Source organism: Nicoliella sp. ESL1120, from assembly GCF_058508515.1.
This window is the reverse complement of record NZ_CP196384.1, coordinates 133,503-154,717: the sequence shown is the minus strand read 5'-3', so window position 1 is coordinate 154,717 and position 21,215 is coordinate 133,503. Positions and strand designations below refer to the sequence as shown.

Sequence of the window (21,215 nt, the reverse complement as noted above, 5' to 3'; positions counted from 1 at the left end):
TTGATGTTATTTAATTTGGTGTCTACCATTAATTGCCAATTGGAATATTGACATTGGTAGGGTTATTACCATTTTGAAATTCATCATTGTTAATTGAATAGAGCACCTTGTTATTACTTGCATTTCCGTTGATAACAACCTTGGAGTTTGATGTAGCTCCGTCAATTGTATCTAATTTAATCGTGTTATTATTGCCCCCCATAATTAACTCACGGGTGGCCTCAGATTCTTGTTCTGAAGTGAGGTGATTTCCTTGAAGGACGTTATTGTTTCCTGAGATGTAAACATCCCCGATTTTTTTATCAAAGCCCTTTGGATTGTCCTTATTACCACGAATATAAATCGAGTTATTAGATAGGGTGTTATAGTTCCCAGTAATATAGATTGCCCGACTATAGTATGATTGAATGTTATTGTTTGAAATCATAACATGATCACCGTTATTAACTTCAACATTGGTGAATCCATCTGGATAAATGTTGTTATTGGAGATATTTGCAGCATATGGATTGTCTAATTTAACAGAAATACCACCAGGTTGAGCACCGATAAAGTTATTAACAATTTTAGCTTGCTGTGACGCTCCTAGCAATTGGACACCATTGGTCAACTCTGAAATCCAGTTATCTCTGATATCTGGAGTATCGGCACCACTTAAGGTAATTCCGTAGGTAGCGTTTTTCATTGCTATATCATGAATTTTTAACCCATCAGAATCTTGTGGACCGCTTATTAGCGTTTGAATGCTGTTAGGATTATTACTACCGATCATATTGAGATGGTCAATTTCGATTCCGCTTATTCGAGGTGACTTGTTAGCAACCCCAATTTGAATCCCCGTCGTGTTACCATCAGCGATGATTAATCGACTACCACCCCCTGTAACCAACGTACCGTTTTGAGAATCAACATTAGAACGTAATCCCGCATTGATTCCTTTGATGCGAACATGGTTACTATCAATAACTACTGGTGTTTTAAGATAAAAGTCACCATTTGGAATTAAAATGGTTCCACCAGAAGATGGCATCTGGGAAATAATCTTGTTAATGATTGCTCCAGAATCAGTATTGGTATCGCAGCTTTTAACGCCGTAATCAGTTAATTTGTAGTAAACATCAGATAGGGCATCTTTACCATTTTGACCAGTATCACCCTTTGGGCCTTGAGCACCAGTGTCACCCTTTGCTCCATTTGCTCCAGTATCTCCCTTTACTCCTGGAGTACTCGTCCCAGCAGCACCGGTGTCCCCCTTAGGACCTTGTAGACCAGTTGCACCGGTGTCCCCCTTAGGACCTTGTAGACCAGTTGCACCGATGTCCCCCTTAGGGCCTTGTAGTCCAGCAGTACCAGTGTCCCCCTTAGGCCCCTGTAGTCCAGTAGCCCCGGTATCACCCTTAGGACCTTGTAGTCCAGCAGCCCCAGTATCACCCTTAGGCCCCTGTTGACCAGTCGCACCAGTGTTACCCTTAGCGCCTTGTTTACCTGTATCTCCCTTAGGTCCCTTCAAAAGTTTGATATTGGGGTGGTTAGGTCGGGCTTTTTTTACCTTCTTTTGCTTATGATTTTTTTTAACAGCTTTTTTAGCTGATTTTTTAGGTTCTTTCTTACTGTTTTTATGGGTTGCAGCATTAACGGAATCACCGTTACTATTTAAAGTGCCTCCAAACATTAAGAATGCAGTGGTTGTTGCTAACAATGTAATTATTTTTTTGACATTATTATTCAATCGCTGTGTTCCTCCATTTTTCATAATTAGTATGTATTGATCAATACATACTAATTATACTATTATTATAATTTAAAAGATATAATTATCTTTAATATTATTTAAAAAATTGCTAACACTGTAGTACAATTTTGGATCAATTTATTAAATAAACAATACTTAATTTAAACTATTATATTAATAATAATTAGACGTTCTTTTACCAAAAATTTACATAATTGGTTCTAAAATTAATTTTTGCGCATTTATTTTTACAAAAAAAACACATTTGTTTTACAACTTATCTAAATTAGAATGTTATTCTTGAAATCGTTAAGAAAAGTTAATGAATTTAACAATTCCATAAGGATAGGTGAGAATATTGTCAATTCAACTAAAGCATCTTGAAAAGAAATACGAAGGATCAGATACACCAGTTTTAGAAAATGTTTCTGCGCACATCGAAGATAATGAATTTTTTGCAATCGTTGGACCATCAGGTTGTGGGAAAAGTACATTACTTAGAATGATTGCGGGAATTATTCCCATCACTTCAGGAAGCCTGTATTTAAACGGTGAAGTCGCAAACGACTTAGAACCAAAGGATCGGAAATTATCAATGGTATTTCAAAGCTATGCTTTATACCCATTTTTATCTGTTTTTGATAACGTTGCGTTTGGCTTGAAGGCACGTAAGCAACCAAAAGAAGAAATTAAAAAACGGGTTGAAAAAGCATTATCATTAGTCAACCTTAATGACTACAAGGATCGTAAGCCAAAGGATCTATCAGGTGGTCAAAGACAACGGGTAGCATTAGCACGTGCAATTGCCAATGAATCTAAAATTTGTTTGATGGATGAACCACTATCAAACCTTGATGCCCAATTAAGAGCTAAGATGAGAATTGAATTGAAAGAACTACAACGGAAATTAGGTTTAACTGTGATTTACGTTACCCATGATCAAGTGGAAGCAATGACGATGGCTGATCATGTAATGGTTCTTAACAACCACCATGTTCAACAAATCGATACACCACTAGGTGTGTACCAACAACCAGCAAATGAATTCGTTGCTTCATTCTTTGGAACGCCACAAATTAACTTAATTAGTGCTACTTATGAAAAGGGTTCCCTTAAGATGGATGAAGACTTCATTTTGGATACTGATGATTCATTAATCGAAGGCCACAAGTACAAGGTTGGAATCAGACCTAACCAAGTTAATATCAAAATTGATGTTAACAATGGAAACGCACAAGTAGTCAATGTATCACAACTTGGTGATCGGACCATGGTCGAAGCATTATTGGGGAACCAACAAGAAATTAGAATCGTTTTAAACGGTCAAGTTGATATTCGCCCACAACAATTTATTCAAATCGAAGGTGCAAATGGATACTTCGTTTTCGATGCTGATGATCGCAGCTTAGTGAGCGTTAAGAAGGGAGTTTTATTAAATGCTTAAGTCGTTTGAAGGAAATAATTTTAATAATGATGATGAAGTTAATAATTCTAAGACTTCCGAAACTTCAACTACTAAAAAAGCATTAAAAAAGCACAGTGATGCTTTATATGCCATCTTATTCTTGGGGCCTTCGATCTTATTGCTAGGGGTATTTGTTTTTTATCCAATGCTCAAGACCTTATATATGAGTTTGTTCTTGACTAATAACTTTGGGCAAACGACTATCTTTGTGGGGTTGAATAATTACATCTCACTACTGAAATCAGCATCATTCATTTCTAGTTTGTTATCAACCTTTGTTTACGTGATTGCTGTCATGATTTTGACCATTGTTTTTGGTTTAGCATTAGCAGTTTTTGCAAATCAAAAGCTTCGTGGGATTCAGTTCTTTAGAACGATTTTTTCATCAACGATGGGGGTTTCAGTTTCCGTTGCAGCGATCTTCTTCCTATTCGTTTTTAACCCCACAAGTGGATTGTTAAATCAATTCGCAGGGTTGGTACATTTACCACAACTAAATTGGATGACAGATCCTAACCTAGCAATGATTACCGTTATTGTTTCTACCGTTTGGATGAACCTTGGATTTACGTTCTTAGTTTTATTTGGAGCTTTACAAGCGGTTCCTCAATCACTTTACGATGCTGCAGATATCGAAGGGGCGTCTAAGCCATACCAATTATTTAAAATTACCATTCCAATGATTTCACCATCACTCTTTTTCGTCGGGATCGTTACGTTGATCGGGGCTTTCAAGAGTTTTGGGTTGATTGATTTAATGACGGCCGGGGGACCTAATAACGCCACTAACCTTTTGGTTTATAGAATCTATCAAGATGCATTCTTAAATGGTAACTATAGCCAAGCAAGTACTGAATCAATCGTATTGACCATTATCATTGCGGTTATGACCATTATTCAATTTAAAGTCTTAGAAAAGCGGGTGAACTACTAATGGATGTTGCAAATAATAGTCAAACAGACAGTAAACGCAAATTTAAGATTAGTAATGTTTTTCAATATTTACTTTTGATTATTTTAGCTTTGATCGTGATTGGGCCATTTCTATTAGGCCTTTGGACTAGTTTTCTACCTACTGATAGTATTACAAAGGGGTCATTAGCTGGTAAATTAACTTTTGATAACTACGCTACTGCGATTAATACAACTCCAGTGCTTAGATACCTATTAAATAGTTTTGTTGTTTCAGTAATTAGAACAATTGGCGAAGTCTTCTTCTGTTCACTAGCTGCATACGCATTTGTGTTTCTTAAATTCAAAGGTCGGAACTTCCTTTTCTTTGTTTTCTTAGCAACCATGATGCTACCGTTTGAAGCTGAAGTAATTCCCAATTTCATGACTGTTAAGTCAATGAACCTATTGAACACTTACTCAGTAATGATCATTCCATTTTTGACATCAGCATTTGGGACCTTTATGTTAAGACAAGCATTCCTCCAAATGCCTAAGGATTTAAAGGAAGAATCAGATATTGAAGGCTTATCACACCTTCAATACTACTGGCACGTTGTATTACCATACTCTAAGATTTCATTATTAACCCTGGCAGCTTATAGCTTCTTATCGAGTTGGAATGAATATCTATGGCCAATGTTAACCACTTTTAGTGATAAATACAGAACCGTTCAAGCTGGTTTGAGACAAATGCAATCCACTGAAACATTTAATAACTGGGGAATGATCATGGCTAGTGCCGTTATCGTAGTTATTCCTACACTTATTATCCTATTCGCTGGTCAACATTTCTTTAAGTCTGGCTTAAACGATGGATCTGTAAAATAAGGAGGATTAACATGAAAAAGCGGTTATGGATCATAGGAGTTATTGGAGTTATTTTACTAGCCATCTTCGGAGTAATGGCTAGTTCCAATTCAAGTGCAGATGAGTCTGCTCAATCTGGAAATAGAACCAAGATTATTTTCTGGCACGAAATGACTGGAGCTGGTGCAGCTCAAATTCAACAATTTGCCGATAATTTTAACAAAAAGCAAACCAAGTATGAAGTTATCCCTGAGTATGAAGGAAGTTATAACCAAGCGATTCAAAAGGTATTACAAACTCACGGTACGAATGCTTCACCTGCAATCTTCCAATCAATGGACGTTTCAACTGGTCAAATGAGAAATGCAAACATCACGACGCCAGTTCAAAAGTTTATTGATCAAGATAAGTATGATATGAGCAAGATTATGCCCGCTGCACGTGCTTTTTACAGTAAGGGTGGCGAACAATTATCAATGCCATTCAATACTTCACAACCAACGTTATTCTATAATAAGGCAGTTTTTCGTAAGTATGGGGTAAAAGACTTACCAGTTGATCCTTCTTACGATGATATTGAAAAAGCGGCTAAAGAACTTACTGAAAAATCTAAGGGGGCCGTTAAAGGGGCAACCGTAGATGCTTATGGTTGGTACTTTGAAGAATTCATGGCTAATAGTGGTCAATCCCTTGCCAATGAAGAAGATGGTCATACTGGTTTCCCAACCAAGGTAAACTTTACGAACCAAGCGACCGTTAATGCAATGAACTGGCTTCAAAGTATGAATAAAAACGGTTCATTCATTAGCTTTGGCTCAGGAAGTACCTCAGCTTCAAACGAAATTGCTTCATTCCTTTCAGGAAAGCTTGGCATTATGCTACAATCTTCTGCATCAATGGGTCAATTACAATCTGCTTCCAAACCTGGTGATTTAGGTGTAACATACTACCCAAGACCAAATGGCCAAAAGGCGAATGGGGTTGCAATTGGTGGTGCTTCGATTTGGATTTCAAATGATAAGGATTCTACTACCCAACAGGGAGCATGGGAATTCATTAAATATCTAATGGAACCTGAAAATCAAGCTGACTGGCAAAAAGCAACTGGTTACATTGCCCTTAACAAGGATTCACAAAATGAACCAGTGTTGAAGGAACTTTATAAGCAACGTCCTGAATCACAAGTTCCAAGCAACCAACTTGCCAGAACTAAGCCTAACGCTACTAACTCAGGAATTTTAATGGAAGGGTTAGTTCAAATGCGGACCATTACGCAAAACGCAATGCAACAAATTTATGCTGGCCGAAATGTTAATGATGCATTGAAAGATGCTGAAAACCAATTTAATTCATATTTAGCACAGCATAATAAGGCTAACGGCTACACTAATAAATAGTAAAGAGGGAATTTAGATGAAAACAATGGTTTTTGCCCATCGTGGAATTCCAGTTCAAGAACCTGAAAACTCATTAAGTGGCTTTAAGTACTGTTTAGAAAACGGTGCGGCTGGTTTAGAGTTTGATATCCATTTAACTAAGGATAATGTTCCGGTCATCATGCATGATGAAAAAATTGATCGAACAACTGACGGTAGTGGATTGATCAATTCATATACCTATGAAGAATTAAGTCAATTTAAGCTTGCAAATGGTGAAAAGGTGCCAACCCTAGATGAATTTATTGAATTAGTTGAAAATAAGGATATCTGGTTGAATCTAGAGTTTAAAACCAATAAGATTCATTACCTGGGGATTGAAAAGATTGTTTTACAAAAGATGAATGCAGCGAAACTTAAGCACCACGTCATCTATTCGTCCTTTAATATTGATAGTCTTCGTATTGCTAGAATGTTAGACGAAGACCAAGACTATAACTTTTTATTTGAAAAGAAGTTGAGTGATCCGCAACTTACCATGAAAAAGGAACATTTGAATGGTTTGCACCCCGGTTATTACATTCCAGGGCTTGAGAAACATGAAAGAATTTGGACGATTGATGATGCCGCTGAACAAGCTAAATTGTTTAAAGCAGGAGTGGCTGGTATCTTTACTAATGATTTTATTAGTGCTGAAGCATTAAAAAAGCAGCTCTTAACTGATTCAGTTCAATAATAGTTTGATTAATAACGATTCCTATTAATTTGGGATCGTTATTTTTTATGATAAAATAATTGCCAATAAATAGATTCCTGATATTACTTGGAGTAGTATAGGAAATACATCGTTCAATAATCTATTAGGTAGGCGTTTATTTTGAAAAAAAAGCAAAAACTATTAATTACATTCGGATTAGTGTTAATTACTGTCATTGCAATAACTAAAACCATCTCAATTAAAAGCAAGGGCCAAATTCCAGGAACTTATGTCAACGAACCATTTGAAATTAATGCCAACTCTGTTCAATTAAATGCTCCATATATCAGTCAAAAGGCGATTAAGGCATGGAATGGATGTGAGGCAGCTAGTTTGTTAGCTGGATTGCAATCCAAGGGCGTCCTTTTAAAAACAGATTTACGAACTTTTTTGAAGCAAATGCCAAGAAGTAAGGACAATAATCCTTATAATGGATATGCAGGATCACCATATATCAAGCTGCAATCCAGCATTTTTCAATCAATCTTTCCCAAAGCACTTGCTAAGTGGGGGAATCGGTACCATTCCGTAAAAGATATTAGTGGTGCTTCTATAAATGAACTTAAGCATCAGGTCAAAATTGGCAATCCAGTCGTAACCTACATTGTTAGTTACTATTTGAAACCTAAGTTTCAGAAGTACTTTTGGGGAACTGGAATTACAAACAGTCACGTAGTATTGTTGGATGGATATGAAAAAGGGTACTATCATGTATCTGATCCAAATCGTGGCAAATATTGGGTTAAGGCTAATTTATTTGAACGCTCATATCAATATAAAAAATATGCTGTTGCAATTCAGTAAGGAATGACTGGGAAAGGTCATTCTTTTTATTTCATTTTTATTAGGCAAACCTAAAAAAATATTATGATATACCTTATATTGTGCCTCGTTTTATGTTATATTATTAGCGGTACCAGATTGTTTCTATCGATAGTTTGCTGATTTGTTAGTTAGCCATCTTGAATGGCTATGGATAGAGAGGATGATTAGAATGACAAAATCAATCTTAGCTGCTTTTGAAGATTGTGTTGATGTTAGTGCGGACGTACGTTCCGGTTTATCTAAAAACGTTTATTCATCAAAGTATTTGGGAATGTTCATGACAATGATCAATGATTTTGATAGTGGATATCGAGTGGTTGGCACTCAGTATTTTTTAGAAGATGTTGCAGCAAGGTACGCGCACAGTGATATCAACAATGAATCTGGAATTCGAAAAGGCTTGCTTGATTTGTTCGATCAATATTTTACTGACCGTCGAATAATCATTTTCGACTTGAATGAACCATTTTTCCAAATGGTTGACCGTTACTATTCTGATAACTTAGGCGGCCATTTTAAGCCTGCTAAGTATCGAAATTACGTTAATGGTTGTTTGCTAACCGATGCAATTAATTCTAATCAAGATCTTGAGTCAGTCATAAATAATTCCATTTTTCATGGAAATGCTAGCTGTCAGGATATTGAGGATCAATTAATTACTAATTAATCGGGGGCTTAAAATAAAAAGCGGGGATAAAACTGATCTATTCATCAGTTTTACCCCTGTTTTTATTATTAATTTAGAATCTTAAGATTATATTTTACGAACTAAAATATAAAATTAGTTTATAAATGAGACGATTGTTCGTATTTATAGTTGTTTAAAACATTTAATTAGCATATAATGTTAATAATTTAATGATAGGGGTGTTTTAATTATGAATCAATATCCACAAGCTTTAACTATTGCTGGTTCAGACAGTGATGGAAGTGCCGGAATGCAAGCAGATTTACACACTTTTCAAGCTTTAAAGGTACATGGAACGTCTGTGATTACAGCATGTGTTGCAGGAAACTCTTATGGAATTCATGATAGTGTTACAATGCCAACTTCATTTATTGCGAATGAATTTAAAGATTTGGCTGATGATTACCAAATTCGAGCATCAAAAACAGGGATGCTGAGTGATAGTGAATTAATCAACACGGTGGTTGAAAATTATACTAAGTATGATTTTGGACCACTGGTTGTTGATCCAGTAATCATTACTAAGCATGGCGCAATGCTTTTAGAACAAGAAGCATTCGATACTTTAAAAGAAAAACTGATTCCATTGGCAACAATAATCACTCCTAACTTTTATGAAGCCCAAAAGTTAGCTGAAATGGAAATTAACAGTAAGGACGACATGCTAACTGCTGCTAAAAAGCTTCGTGAAATGGGTGCTAAGAACGTAATGGTAAAGGGACGTCATGATAGTGACGATCAAGATGAAGTTACTGACTTAGTATTATTAGAAGATGGTAGCCATTTCTGGCTTACAGGGAAGTACTTTTCTACTGATCGTAAGAATGGAACTGGTGATACCCTTTCTGCTGGAATTACTGCAGAATTGGCTAAGGGGACTGCGATCGAAGATGCGATTCGCATTGCTAAAGCATATGTTGATCGTGCGATTCAAAATGAAATTTTAGTAGGTCATAAATATGGTCCAATTAACCATTGGGCAACTGATGATATTAAATAAAAAAAGATGATGACCATTATGGTCATTGAAGAGACCCCCGTATGTTGGACAGAAAATGTTCAGCATACGGGGGTCTTTATTTTGGCAAAATATAGTTATGAATTTAGATTGAAAGTTGTTTTAGAATACCTTTCTGGAGTTGGATCAACTACGTTGAACCATAAATATGGCATTAAGGGTGTTGCAACAATCTACTCGTGGGTAAAGACGTATAAAAAATTTGGTAAAAAAGCGCTTATTGCAAAACATTATAATCAAGAATATTCTTATATGTATAAATTAAAAGTGCTGAAATGGATGCACCTCTACCACAAGTCGTATCCAGAAACAGCACTTCATTTTAATATTGCATCTCCATCGAGCATCTTTACATGGCAACGGAGATTAGAGAATGGAAGCCTATATTTAATGAATAAACGTAAGTCCCATCAAAAGAATGTTCTCACAAATAGCGCTGTAAAGCAAATTAAACTGTTAAAAAAGCAAAATTTAGCTTTATCGATTAAACTATCCTATGAAAAATTACTAAGCACTAATAATCAATACGAAAGTATTGATTTATTAGTGAAAAAATTTAGTGATGTTGCAATTTCTAGAATATTATCATCAATTTCATTCCCTAAAAGTAGTTATTATCATCATAGAAAAGCTTCGCTTTCGAAAATAAATGATGAGTTTGATACTGAGGTGAAAAAGGCTGTTAAGGATCATCCTGCTTATGGTTATAGAAGAATAACAGCATTATTTAACAATAATGGATACCATGTTAATCACAAAAGAGTCCAGAGAATTATGCAAAAATACAGTTTACAGTGCCAACTATTTGGAAAAAGAAAACGTAAATATAACTCTTACCATGGCCAAGTAGGCCATGTTGCTGATAATGTTTTAAATGGTGATTTTTCATCTAATAGTTTTGGAGAGAAGATAACAACAGATGTAAGTGAATTTAGATATGGAAATGAAGATATAAACCATCGGGTTTATCTTTCTCCAGTGATGGATTTATATTCTGATAAAATCATTTCATATGGAATTAGCAGCCATCCAACAGTTGAACTAACATTAAAGCCGTTGAACCAGGCACTAAAAAGAATCCAGAACACTGTTAAGCATTCAATTGTGCATAGTGATCAAGGAATTCAATACCAGAGTCATAGCTGGGTTCAAACACTAAACAAATATGAAGCTATTCAGTCCATGTCCCGTAAGGGGACATGTTTAGATAATGCTCAAATGGAATCATTTTTCCATATCATGAAAATTGAAATGATGAATACGCATTATGATACCAAAAAATCCTTAATCAATGCGATGAAAACATGGATTAAGGATTACAATAACAATAGATTAAAAGAAAAACTAGGATACCAATCACCAAATCAATATTTGGGATTGATATCCTAGCAAAAAGTATTAGTCCAACCTATAGGGGTCAGATCACATCATCTTTTTTATTTAGCAATGGTGGAACTAGGCCGATTACCAAAATCTAGCGAATCGCCAATCCCCATTCCAATTATTGAAACGTTTGTAAGATCTTTTTGAGCATTAACGTTTCCTCTAATTTTTCTTAAATTATCGGAAAGCTTATTTCCATCGTCACACTGGAAACTATGATTAATGTTTTTATAGAAAATACGGTTAAATCTAAGGTAAAACATAGCATTTGCCCTAGCATCATTTGTTGATTTAGCAGCATCACGATCAGAATACACACTAAGTTGACTCCCTAGATCACTTAAAGAGCTAGGTCTACCATCTTTAATTAGTTCATTTATTAAGCTAGTCTTAGTAGATTGATTCAATAGTTTCATGTATTGGTTAACTTGGTAGTTAAAATACTTTTTGTTTTTAACTCCAGCATTATTAGTAACTTTGGCGGTTGCATCAGCACGTCCGTTGATCGTTGGTGATACGAAAAAACTAAATGCGCCAGTCAATAATACGGATGTCAATATAGTTTTGACAAATATTTTTTTCATTTTTAAAACCCCTTTAATTATTTTAGCTTCCGATATTAACATTTAAATTTTAAAAACTAATTATGAAGAAAACAACAATCGAAACGATGACAATAGCAATTGATTTTAAGTTAAAGGTTGCATTATGAACATTTTCCTTAGAAATGTAAGCATTTTGGTAATGATTAACTTTTTTATTATTTTCCTGAATAGCAGTATTTAAGTCACTAGTTTGATCTTCCACTTTTTGCTTTTTATTAATCCATTTACGAAGGGTCGCATCTTTCGAATTTTTTTTATTAAATACTTGCTTGTAGTGATAATTAACAATGATTTTATCGTGTTTTGCAGCAGTTAAAGCCTTAGAGAGATCCTTTTGCTTCTTGAGTAATGGTGGCAATATTTTATTAACAGTTGAATTATTATCCTGATAATTTTGTGAAAGTGCCTGTGAAACAGCATCATAACCGATCCTCGTTGCAAATAATACAATAATAATTAAAACCAATTTAATTAGCATCTTGAATGAAAAGATTGATCGAATGCTTTCATTTTTCATAATTATACCCTCTTGTAATCATTAATTTCAATTCTCAATTATACGCTGAAGTTGAATTAGTTTTAACCAATATGCTCAAAACTAAAGGCTTGCTTAAGCGATTGTTTAGAGTAAAATATAATAAAAGTTATTTACTCTTATTGAGAAACGGAATTTTTCAAATGTTAAGGGTTTATATCATTTACGTTAAGAAAAAGTTAATTACCAGACTTACTTACTTGTTATTAGTATAATAAAGATATTAATTATTAAGGAAAGGGTTTAAAGTTATGAAAAATAAGACCAAAAAGATAATTGGTTCATTGCTTTTCTCAGGGATGCTAAGTTTTATGACGCTATCTGCTCCCTTAAAAACTAACGCAGATAATACTACTTCGGGAAGTAGCGCTGCCTCAAGTGTTATTTCTAGTTCAAGTAGCTCCAGTAGTAGTGGATCAAGTAGTGCAGCTAGCAGTGCTAGTTTTAGTTCAGCTAGTTCTACTTCATCTAGTTCGCAGGCTAGCAGCACTAGTTCTTCATCTAGTAGTACCTCTTCAAGCAGTAATAGTAATAAAGTAACTTACACGGTTAAGACAGTTAATAACTATGTAATGAGAGTTATTAATAATGATTCTGTTAAAATTTGGGATACACCATACACATCTTCAAGTAAGGTAAGCAATCAAACTACTAATTTGAAGGGTAAATTGATTAAAATCATTCAAACAGCCAGTGGTTCTGATGGAAGTCTCTATTACCATATTACTTATCAAGGTCAAGATTTGGGTTGGATTTACAAGAGTTACTTAAGCTACACTGATGATTATGAAATGCCATATGTATATACTAGTCAGCTTTACCCCATTTATGCACCAAGTGGATGTGAAGCGGCAGCTTTGAAGATGGCATTAAGTACCAAGGGTGAAGCACTTAACATCCCACTAGATAAATTCATTAACTTAATTCCAAGAAGTTCTGACCCTAACAAAGGTTATAAAAACGATCCTTTTACTAAGGGTGCTGGAGCAACTATTTACCCTAATGCATTAGCTAATTTTGCTAAAAGATATGCTAGTGGATCAAAAGACATCACGAATACCAGCTTAAGCAATATTATTTCCAATGTTAAGCGGGGCAATCCGGTCGTGTTCGAAGGTTCTTGGAGAATGATCGTTAATTCTAAGTCCGATCACGTATTAGTGATTCTGGGTTACAAACCAGGTAAATTCTTAATCGCAGATCCTTACATGAGAAAGAATTCACCAAACAAGGTATTTTGGACTTCAACTAGTGATTTTCTAAAAATTTGGCATACTTCTAAACGTGGTAGCCGTGCAATGACTGTTATTTAATAATATGTCTTAGTTTATTTTTAGATTTTGTAATAAAATATTTTAAAATTAATAATAAAGAGACCAATAAATCGGTCTCTTTTTCATTTATATGCTAAAATAATATTATTAATATTATTGAAAGAGGGTTGTAGAGTGGATAACGATTATAATCAGAAATTATATCGAATCACTCGGGCGTTAAATCATCCTGTTCGAATTCAAATTTTATATTATCTATCTGAACACGGAAAAAGTAACGTTACGAATTTAGTTAATCAAGTGAATATTTCGCAACCAGCTGTTTCTAGACACTTGAGAATTTTATTTGATTCACAGTTGATTACCAGTAAGCAAAACGGTAAGGAAAAGGTTTATCAATTAACTGATAATCATGTCAAAGAACTGCTCCAAGTTCTTCATAATCATATTGAAGAACAAATTGATTAATCTTTTGCTTGAAAAATATATCAAAGTATGGTTATATATAACTATGATGATTTATTAAATAAAAAAAACTAATTACCAGGGCAATGGTAATTAGTATTATTATCTTGATTATAGTTCTGAAAACCAATTAACTTGCTTTTGGGGGCAGTAATTAAGTTATTTATACAGATGATTAGTTATTACGACAAACCAAGACGGTATTATTATACCATAATTTTATAATATTTACCTAAAAGTCCGCAATTTTGCGGACTTTTTTGTTTTTTCTGATTTTATTATTAAACCATGATATTATTTAAGTAATAAGAATTGGAGGAATTATAAATGAAAATTGATTTTGATCTAAATCGCATAAAAGCACTACTCAATGAGAGTAAAGAATTACATAGTCAAGTTCGGATTTCTGATGATTTGATCGATCCTTTTGATCCTGAGATGCCTCATTTTAGAGTTGATGTTGATGGATGCTCTATTTTTGTTGGTAGTGATGAGGAAGATGAAAGTGTATTTACTTTTAAGGAGTTTGAATACCTTAAATCAATTAATTTTAACTTATTATCCAAAAATACTGAAAAACTTAATTTTGCTAAAAATATCCTTAGTAGTGAATTTGGAATTGAAATCGGTGAATTAAATGATGCTACTAAGTATGTAGATCAATTTAGCGAATCTGATGTTGTTAGTGGAATCTTACAAATGATTGATGGCTTTGACTGGGTTCATCACTATGTAATGGCAAACGAAAAATTAATGTAGGAGCATTTAGATGGCTAGATCAAGAAGGGAACGTAAAAAAGGCAATCAACGATTCTCAGTTTCAGTTAATGTTAATCTACCAACCGTATCATTAGTACTATTGATATTTTCGATAGTTGGTTTTTATATTGCTAATGATAGCTTGTTGATTATTTTAATTAGTTGGGGGATGTTGATCAGTGCCTTGATTTATTTAAATACATTTTGGCTAGGTGCAAAGGAGATTTTTGCTCAGCAGGTCGTTGATTTGAAAGCTAAACCTGATAGTTTAATTTTAATTCTTAATGGTAATTCTGAGCTCTTAATTGATCAAACCATCCAAAAATTAAAACAAAGTAGTATGGTTTCACTAGTTAACGAAAACTTTACGGAGCTACCATATGATAATGAATCATATGACTTTGTAATTGTAAATAATACATTTCAAGATATTAGACCGCACGTGAAAAAAATGAAGGCCCTTCAAGAAGCAGCACGAGTGATAAAAAAAGGGGGACGAATATTGATTATTGAGCGGGGATTGAATTCAAATCAATATCGTAGTTTTTTAAAACAGGCTGGTTTTAGTCGGATTTTAATTAAGAATGTTGGGCCCCTAGGTTGGTGGTCAGGACCTTGGTGTCCGACTAACGCCATTAAAGCTCAAAAATGGTAAAAAAAGGATGCAGATTAATCTGCATCCTTATTTTTTATCCTGGTCATTGTTATTTTGATTAGTGTTTTGATTTAACAGATCATTTTGACGCTTTTCTTCATTGAGCAATTCGATTCGTTCATTGTGAATGATGTCCAATTCATTCCTGATTTCGCCTAAAATTTCTAATTGCAGTTTTTCAATCTCAAAATTATGTGGCATTTGATTTTGATTTAATTGATCAAGTTTAGCATGCAGGATTCTTAATTCATTTTCTGACTTGATATTAACGTGGTAATCGTTATCTGCGCCTAAATGGTCACGGTGACTAGAACGATTTTGGCTCATCATGATGATTGGTGCCTGAATAGCAGAAATACAACTTAGTGCTAAGTTAAGTAAGATGAATGGATATGGATCAAAGTGAGCCCCAAATAGGTGGAACACATTGATGAACATCCAACTTAGTAAAAAGATGATAAAAGTTAGGATAAAGCTCCAGCTTCCCCCGAACTTAGCAACTTGGTCAGCAACTTTTTGCCCAAATGTTTCTGAAGAATTAAGGGCTTTATTAATATCTCTAATTTGATAATCGTTATCACGAATTGTTTTAGTTAATTTACGATCGATTTTTTCATTTCGGTGTTCATCATCGCGAATTAACTGATTCACCATTTCAACTTGGTACTTCAATAAGTGCTGATTACAAATAAAGTCACCATCGCTAGCTTTAGTGTAATCATGCTTAATATGACCAAGAATGGTTGAGTCGAGATCTTTTAGCAAACGCCCCTCATTTGATAGATATTCCTTGTTATCTACTAAACATTTTTTGACATTATTTTTCATTTTTTTCTCACCTAATATTATTGAATTATCACCATTGTAACATACATTAAATCTTTTTATGATTTCATTTTAAATGATTTAAATAAAAATTGTTATTGACATTTGAAATATTTTAAATATAATTAGAAATATAAATTAAAGACCGATTAAAAGACAACGCGTGGAAGAGTAGCGGTTGGAATCAATTAAGTGAACCCTGTTAAGTGCGAAAGGGGATTGACGAATATCGTAAAAGTAATCCACAAGTCATAACCATGAATTAATTAGTGGTTATTGGGAGTGCGCCCATTACAGCAATGAAGTCTTGCTCTTTTTTTGAGCAGTACTTTTGGAGCCTACTACTGTGAGGTAGTGGGGAAAATAGGTGGTACCACGTCTCGAGCGTCCTTAGTAAATATTTACTAAGGGCGTTTTTTTGTTGGTCATTGCATTTTATTCGAGGAGGAAATTAATATGAAAACAGATAAATTAAATGCAAAGCAATACATTATTTTAGCATCATTACTTTTTGGGTTATTCTTTGGGGCTGGGAACTTAATTTTCCCAATCTTCTTAGGACAGGCGAGTAGTACCAGTTGGCTCCCTGCAGCATTTGGCTTTTTAATTTCAGCAATTGTTTTACCGTTATTATCAATTTTAGCAATTAGTTATACTGAAAGTAGTAGTTTATATGACTTAGGGAAACCTGTTGGTCATTGGTTCGCGCTGATCTTTCTAGCAATCGTTCACTTGTCACTAGGGGTTTTGATTGCATCACCAAGAACAGCAACGGTTACTTTCTCAATGGGGGTTCAACCATTTTTGCCAAAGGCTGATTCGCACATTGCTTTGTTCATCTTTTCAATTTTCTTCTTTGGTTTAGCATATGCATTGGCTTATAACCAAACGAAAATTACCGAATACGTTGGAAAAATTTTGAATCCAATTTTCGTTATTATTTTAGCAGGGGTTTTCATCCTTGCATTCTTCATCAAGGGTGATTTAAGTCACATTAATTTATTACCAACCACTAACAACTCCGGAGCTAGCATGATCAATGGCTTCTTACAAGGTTATAATACAATGGATGCCGTTGCTGGACTTGGGTTCGGGGTTACAATTATTGCCGCTCTTAAGCAATTTGGCTTGACCGATAAATTACAACGGTCTAAAGCAGTTGCTAAGGTTGGAGCCTTAACAATGGGCTTTGAAGGGCTTATCTATATTTTCTTAATTGCATTAGGAGCATCAAGCTTATCATACTTAAAGCCAGCAGCAGATGGTGGAACTGCGTTTACCCAAATCATGACCCACTATACTGGACTAGCTGGAGCTGGAATTTTAGCAGCCCTTACATTCTTAGCATGTATTACCACTGAAATTGGTTTGATTACATCCCTGGCTCAAGACTGGGGAGATCGTTTTCCAAAGCTAGGTTACCGTTTCTTCTTAACGATTGCAGCGCTTGGATCGTTCATCATTGCTAACTTTGGACTTGAACAAATTATTTTATATTCATCACCACTACTTAACTTTATCTACCCAATTGCAATCGCAATTATTATTTTAGGGTTACTTAACAAGTGGATTGGTAAGAACAAGATTATTTACAGAACGACGATCATCCTTACATTGATTCCTGCCATTTTAGATTTTATTCATAACTTACCACCATTTTTTGCTAAATTACCATTATTACAAGCAATTAATGGTTGGGCATTGAACACCATCCCACTATATAATGAAGGACTTGACTTTATTCCATTTATTGCGGTTGGCTTAATTTTAAGTATCATCTATGTTCAAATTACAAGCATTAAAGCTACGGAACAATCATAGTTATGTTAATATATAGGCAAATATAGGAATTGGAGTTGAGAATATGAGTTTAGATTTATCAGATAAGGATACGCTTACTTTTGGAGATGTTAACGCCCCCCACGAGGTAACGGTGATTACTAACATGGCATGTCCATTCTGTAGAAAGTGGTATGAAAACAATTTTGATAAATTACAATCTGAAGTTCAATCTGGCAAGCTTCTCGCCCACTTTAAATTTCTAGACAAGGATAAGCTAGATTTACAAGATGGTAATTTAGCACATGAATATATTGATTATTCAAATCCTGATCAAGCAATTGAATTTGTTAAAAAGGCTTTTGACATTCAACCAGAATGGCATCGGTTGCCAAAGGATGATGCGCAAGCATTTCTAACTGATCACTTTGCGATTCAAAAAGTAAATGATGCTGAATTCTTAGCAGCTGTTAAATCAAATATTGAATCAACTGATGTTCCAAGTGTTCCAACCATTATCTATGATGGTGATAAGCACTCTGATAGTAATTTTAATTTGCCTGATTAATATTAGTATATAAAAAGAATCCCGATTTATTTTATTCGGGATTCTTTTATTTTGTGGAGCGATTATTCTTCAATAGCCACCACAACATGATAGTAACGCTACCCATGATAATGGCAGCAATCCAATACGTAAAGTGCATGCCGAAAACGAACCAGTCATCATGACCAAATGGGTATGTTGTGATTTGGTGGTTTGCCTTGAGGCTCATTCCAGAATAGAGCATTGAAGTAGCTAGTGATAGTCCGACCGCAAATCCGATGTTTCGACTGAGGGCTAAAATCGAACCAGCGATTCCCTGTTGATCCTTACTGGCGTGTTCCATCACCATTGGATTGTTTTGGAACAACCCGTTGGCGGTTGCGAATACGATGAATCCAAACAATAGAAACGCTAGTGACCAGGCTGGCTGAATAATTGCAAAAATTATTTCTGCGCCTACGAAAATGATGGATGCTCTAAATGACATGTGCACGGCACCATAGCGATCGCATAGAACGCCCCCTAAATAAGCGGTAAAGACGTTGACAATGGGGAGAATACTCATAATTAAACCCATTTTAGATGGTGAGAACTTAAGGGTGTTTTGGATGTAAAAGGGTAATAAGACGTTATTAAAGTAGATGATAATGTACATGAACATTAATGAAATAATACTAATCGTAAATCCTGGGTTTTTAAATAGTTCAAGGGCCAGAATTGGTTCGGCAACGTGATTTTCGACCCAGATAAAAATGGCGATTAAGATGGCGGTGGTGATAAAGCCTGCGATGATAATGGGTTGGTTAAAACCGCTTTCTTGGCCAATGAATACAGCTAAGAAGAAAATCATAATTAATGTGGCTAAAATCGTGAAGCCTAGCCAATCAATATTGATTTGAGAGGCATGTTTGGTTTGCTTAGGGTATACGAAGTGCCCGAACCCAAATGCAATGATTCCAATTGGGACGTTGAATAAAAAGATCCAATTCCAATTGGCAATTGAGAGGATCAACCCAGCAACTGCGGGTCCTGCAATGTAGCCCAGTTGACCAATCGTGGTATTGATGCCCAGAGCACGCCCACGGATCTCAAAGGGAACTGAACTAGTAATGATACCGAGATTAGTGGCCATCGTCATTGATGCCCCAAGCCCCTGGAGTCCACGGGCAATTAATAAGACGACTAAGTTGGTGCTTAATCCACATAGTAATGAGCTCGCGGTAAATAAGAGGGTCCCGAGTTGAAAGATTTTAACCTTACTAGTTTGATCACCTAACTTACCAAAAAGAATCAACGACATACAGATTAAAATGAGGTAGGCAGAAGAAATCCATTCAGCTTGATTCATTGGAATGGCAAGATCTTTTGATATTTGTGGAAGGGCAGTATTGACGATACTCATATCGACAGTTCCTAAGAATGATACGATTGCAACTGCTAAAATAGTAAATAACGATTTACGGTTCATATAAAAATCCTTTCATTATGTAAAATTAAACCACTTTATATCATATCTAAAATTAGTTAAATTGAAAACTAATTTTTATTTTGGTTTAAAATATTATATTATAGACTTAAATGTCAGGAGTGATAGCTGTGATTCAATGGTACGTGAAGCCATTCAGTGAATTAACGTTAGCAGAAAACCAATCAATTCAAAATTTTATTGCTGTCAATGGTAATAATCTTGTTGATCGTAAAGCATACCATGTGTGGGCATGTGTTAATGGCCAAATGATTTCATATGTTCGGATCTATGATCTAGAGGGTGATTTAACATTCGATCGTTTACGGTTTAACAATTTAGTTGACCCTGAACGATTAGTTTATCGAGTCCTGGAAGTTGGGAGTCGGTTTTTTGATTGTCAATTTGCCAAAGTGGCAAAACCCTTTGATGAAAATCTGCTTAGTGTTTATGATCGAATTGGTTTTAAGGAACAAGATAATGGTTGGTTGAAGATGAGTTATTATCATTAATTTGATTGAAATTGATTTCGATTATTTTCTTCTATAATATAAATAAGCAAATCTTTTGAATTTGGGTTTTTGATGTGTTACTTTTTAGTAGTAAATTAAAGGAGGGATGAAATTGGTTGACGCAAAACAGGCGATTTTAAATCGCCGTGCGGTGAGGGCGTTTAAGCCAACGCCACTTAGTGACGAACAATTAACAGAGATTGTTAAAGTGGCGCAAAAAGCGCCTTCTTGGATTGATTCTCAATCTGGTCGGGTAGTGATTGCGACTGATAATAAATTAGAAGCAATGCGTAAACGGCATCAGGAATTGAATGCTGATCCAAATGTCCACACTAACTCCGATGTTCCATTTATCCCGATTGCTGAGTGGGATGAGGAATCGCAATTCAATATGACCACTCGGGGGGCGACTGGACCTAAGATCTTTGGTCCAGATAAGTGGAATCAAATGAAGAGTAGTCAATCTGCATTGCTTTTCAACGCCCCCGCAGTTGCCTATCTAACGTTGCCAAAACAATACACACCATGGTCATTATATGACTTAGGTGCATTTGGTGAAGCGATAATGGTTGCTGCTCAAGCGCTTGGGATTGATTCCATCCCTGCCTTTGAATTTATTAAATATCCAGACCTTTTACGCGAAGCATTATCGGTTTCAGATGATCGTGATTTTATTGTTGGGATTGGCCTTGGCTATGCCGATGATAATGCCCCCATCAATCGGATCAATGCTCCGCGGATGGATTTAGATCACGTACTAAAAATTATTAAATAATATTTAGGAGGATT

At 35.1% G+C, this 21,215-nt stretch carries 22 protein-coding genes; 17 read left to right on the top strand and 5 right to left on the bottom strand.

Features of this window, described 5'->3' with window-relative positions; genetic code table 11:
• Positions 1-28: 28 nt before the first annotated feature.
• Positions 29-1,729 carry a NosD domain-containing protein gene (locus tag ACSYTE_RS07665; protein WP_491717466.1) on the bottom strand — a complete coding sequence of 567 codons (1,701 nt, stop codon included), beginning with the start codon at positions 1,727-1,729 and terminating at the stop codon, positions 29-31.
• Positions 1,730-2,090: 361 nt separating this feature from the next.
• Between ACSYTE_RS07665 and ACSYTE_RS07660 the strand changes: the two genes are divergently transcribed.
• The 9 genes from ACSYTE_RS07660 (at position 2,091) to ACSYTE_RS07620 (ending at position 11,011) form a co-directional block, all read left to right on the top strand.
• Entirely contained in the window at positions 2,091-3,176 is a 1,086-nt protein-coding gene (locus tag ACSYTE_RS07660) for an ABC transporter ATP-binding protein (RefSeq protein ID WP_491717465.1), read from the top strand.
• Entirely contained in the window at positions 3,169-4,131 is a 963-nt protein-coding gene (locus ACSYTE_RS07655) for a carbohydrate ABC transporter permease (RefSeq protein ID WP_491717464.1), read from the top strand. The genes ACSYTE_RS07660 and ACSYTE_RS07655 overlap by 8 nt, the downstream gene beginning before the upstream one ends.
• Positions 4,131-4,979, top strand: coding sequence for a carbohydrate ABC transporter permease (locus ACSYTE_RS07650; RefSeq protein WP_491717463.1), 849 nt, complete (start codon positions 4,131-4,133; stop codon positions 4,977-4,979). Before ACSYTE_RS07655 ends, ACSYTE_RS07650 begins: the two co-directional genes overlap by 1 nt.
• An 11-nt stretch (positions 4,980-4,990) precedes the next feature.
• Positions 4,991-6,355 (top strand): ABC transporter substrate-binding protein, encoded by a 1,365-nt coding sequence (locus ACSYTE_RS07645; RefSeq protein ID WP_491717462.1) that lies wholly within the window; start codon positions 4,991-4,993, stop codon positions 6,353-6,355.
• A gap of 16 nt (positions 6,356-6,371) precedes the next feature.
• Entirely contained in the window at positions 6,372-7,070 is a 699-nt protein-coding gene (locus tag ACSYTE_RS07640; protein ID WP_491717461.1) for a glycerophosphodiester phosphodiesterase family protein, read from the top strand.
• A gap of 141 nt (positions 7,071-7,211) precedes the next feature.
• Positions 7,212-7,895: a C39 family peptidase gene (locus ACSYTE_RS07635; protein ID WP_491717460.1), complete on the top strand. Its 684-nt coding sequence runs from the start codon at positions 7,212-7,214 to the stop codon at positions 7,893-7,895.
• A 190-nt stretch (positions 7,896-8,085) separates the two neighbouring features.
• Positions 8,086-8,583, top strand: coding sequence for a hypothetical protein (locus ACSYTE_RS07630; protein WP_491717459.1), 498 nt, complete (start codon positions 8,086-8,088; stop codon positions 8,581-8,583).
• A 208-nt stretch (positions 8,584-8,791) separates the two neighbouring features.
• The gene (thiD, locus tag ACSYTE_RS07625; protein WP_491717671.1) at positions 8,792-9,604 is read left to right on the top strand and encodes a bifunctional hydroxymethylpyrimidine kinase/phosphomethylpyrimidine kinase; all 813 of its coding nucleotides are present in this window, start codon (positions 8,792-8,794) and stop codon (positions 9,602-9,604) included.
• 81 nt (positions 9,605-9,685) lie between these two features.
• Positions 9,686-11,011, top strand: a complete 1,326-nt coding sequence (locus ACSYTE_RS07620; protein WP_491716077.1) for an IS3 family transposase — start codon at positions 9,686-9,688, stop codon at positions 11,009-11,011.
• A 47-nt stretch (positions 11,012-11,058) separates the two neighbouring features.
• Here the strand turns inward: ACSYTE_RS07620 and ACSYTE_RS07615 are convergent, their stop codons facing one another.
• Positions 11,059-11,589, bottom strand: a complete 531-nt coding sequence (locus ACSYTE_RS07615) for a hypothetical protein (RefSeq protein WP_491717458.1) — start codon at positions 11,587-11,589, stop codon at positions 11,059-11,061.
• Between the two features lie 49 nt (positions 11,590-11,638).
• The gene (locus ACSYTE_RS07610) at positions 11,639-12,088 is read right to left on the bottom strand and encodes a hypothetical protein (protein WP_491717457.1); all 450 of its coding nucleotides are present in this window, start codon (positions 12,086-12,088) and stop codon (positions 11,639-11,641) included.
• A gap of 308 nt (positions 12,089-12,396) precedes the next feature.
• Between ACSYTE_RS07610 and ACSYTE_RS07605 the strand changes: the two genes are divergently transcribed.
• From ACSYTE_RS07605 to ACSYTE_RS07590, 4 genes are all read left to right on the top strand, one after another.
• On the top strand, positions 12,397-13,458 hold the full coding sequence (locus ACSYTE_RS07605) for a C39 family peptidase (protein ID WP_491717456.1): 1,062 nt from the start codon (positions 12,397-12,399) through the stop codon (positions 13,456-13,458).
• 135 nt (positions 13,459-13,593) lie between these two features.
• Complete coding sequence (locus ACSYTE_RS07600; RefSeq protein ID WP_491717455.1) at positions 13,594-13,887, top strand: ArsR/SmtB family transcription factor; 294 nt, start codon at positions 13,594-13,596, stop codon at positions 13,885-13,887.
• Between the two features lie 324 nt (positions 13,888-14,211).
• Positions 14,212-14,643, top strand: coding sequence for a hypothetical protein (locus ACSYTE_RS07595; protein ID WP_491717454.1), 432 nt, complete (start codon positions 14,212-14,214; stop codon positions 14,641-14,643).
• Positions 14,644-14,653: 10 nt separating this feature from the next.
• The gene (locus ACSYTE_RS07590) at positions 14,654-15,298 is read left to right on the top strand and encodes a class I SAM-dependent methyltransferase (RefSeq protein ID WP_491717453.1); all 645 of its coding nucleotides are present in this window, start codon (positions 14,654-14,656) and stop codon (positions 15,296-15,298) included.
• A gap of 27 nt (positions 15,299-15,325) precedes the next feature.
• On the opposite strand, the gene ACSYTE_RS07585 is transcribed toward ACSYTE_RS07590, so the two are convergent.
• Positions 15,326-16,126: a DUF1003 domain-containing protein gene (locus ACSYTE_RS07585; protein ID WP_491717452.1), complete on the bottom strand. Its 801-nt coding sequence runs from the start codon at positions 16,124-16,126 to the stop codon at positions 15,326-15,328.
• 453 nt (positions 16,127-16,579) lie between these two features.
• Here ACSYTE_RS07585 and brnQ point away from each other — a divergent pair, with 453 nt between their 5' ends.
• Together brnQ and ACSYTE_RS07575 are read left to right on the top strand one after the other, a co-directional pair.
• Positions 16,580-17,944 carry a branched-chain amino acid transport system II carrier protein gene (brnQ, locus tag ACSYTE_RS07580; RefSeq protein WP_491717451.1) on the top strand — a complete coding sequence of 455 codons (1,365 nt, stop codon included), beginning with the start codon at positions 16,580-16,582 and terminating at the stop codon, positions 17,942-17,944.
• A gap of 43 nt (positions 17,945-17,987) precedes the next feature.
• Positions 17,988-18,470 (top strand): thioredoxin domain-containing protein, encoded by a 483-nt coding sequence (locus tag ACSYTE_RS07575; protein WP_491717450.1) that lies wholly within the window; start codon positions 17,988-17,990, stop codon positions 18,468-18,470.
• A gap of 46 nt (positions 18,471-18,516) precedes the next feature.
• Here the strand turns inward: ACSYTE_RS07575 and ACSYTE_RS07570 are convergent, their stop codons facing one another.
• The gene (locus ACSYTE_RS07570) at positions 18,517-19,917 is read right to left on the bottom strand and encodes an MFS transporter (RefSeq protein ID WP_491717449.1); all 1,401 of its coding nucleotides are present in this window, start codon (positions 19,915-19,917) and stop codon (positions 18,517-18,519) included.
• A 128-nt stretch (positions 19,918-20,045) separates the two neighbouring features.
• Here ACSYTE_RS07570 and ACSYTE_RS07565 point away from each other — a divergent pair, with 128 nt between their 5' ends.
• Entirely contained in the window at positions 20,046-20,426 is a 381-nt protein-coding gene (locus ACSYTE_RS07565; RefSeq protein WP_491717448.1) for a hypothetical protein, read from the top strand.
• A gap of 112 nt (positions 20,427-20,538) precedes the next feature.
• Positions 20,539-21,201 (top strand): nitroreductase, encoded by a 663-nt coding sequence (locus ACSYTE_RS07560; protein WP_491717447.1) that lies wholly within the window; start codon positions 20,539-20,541, stop codon positions 21,199-21,201.
• Positions 21,202-21,215 lie beyond the last annotated feature (14 nt).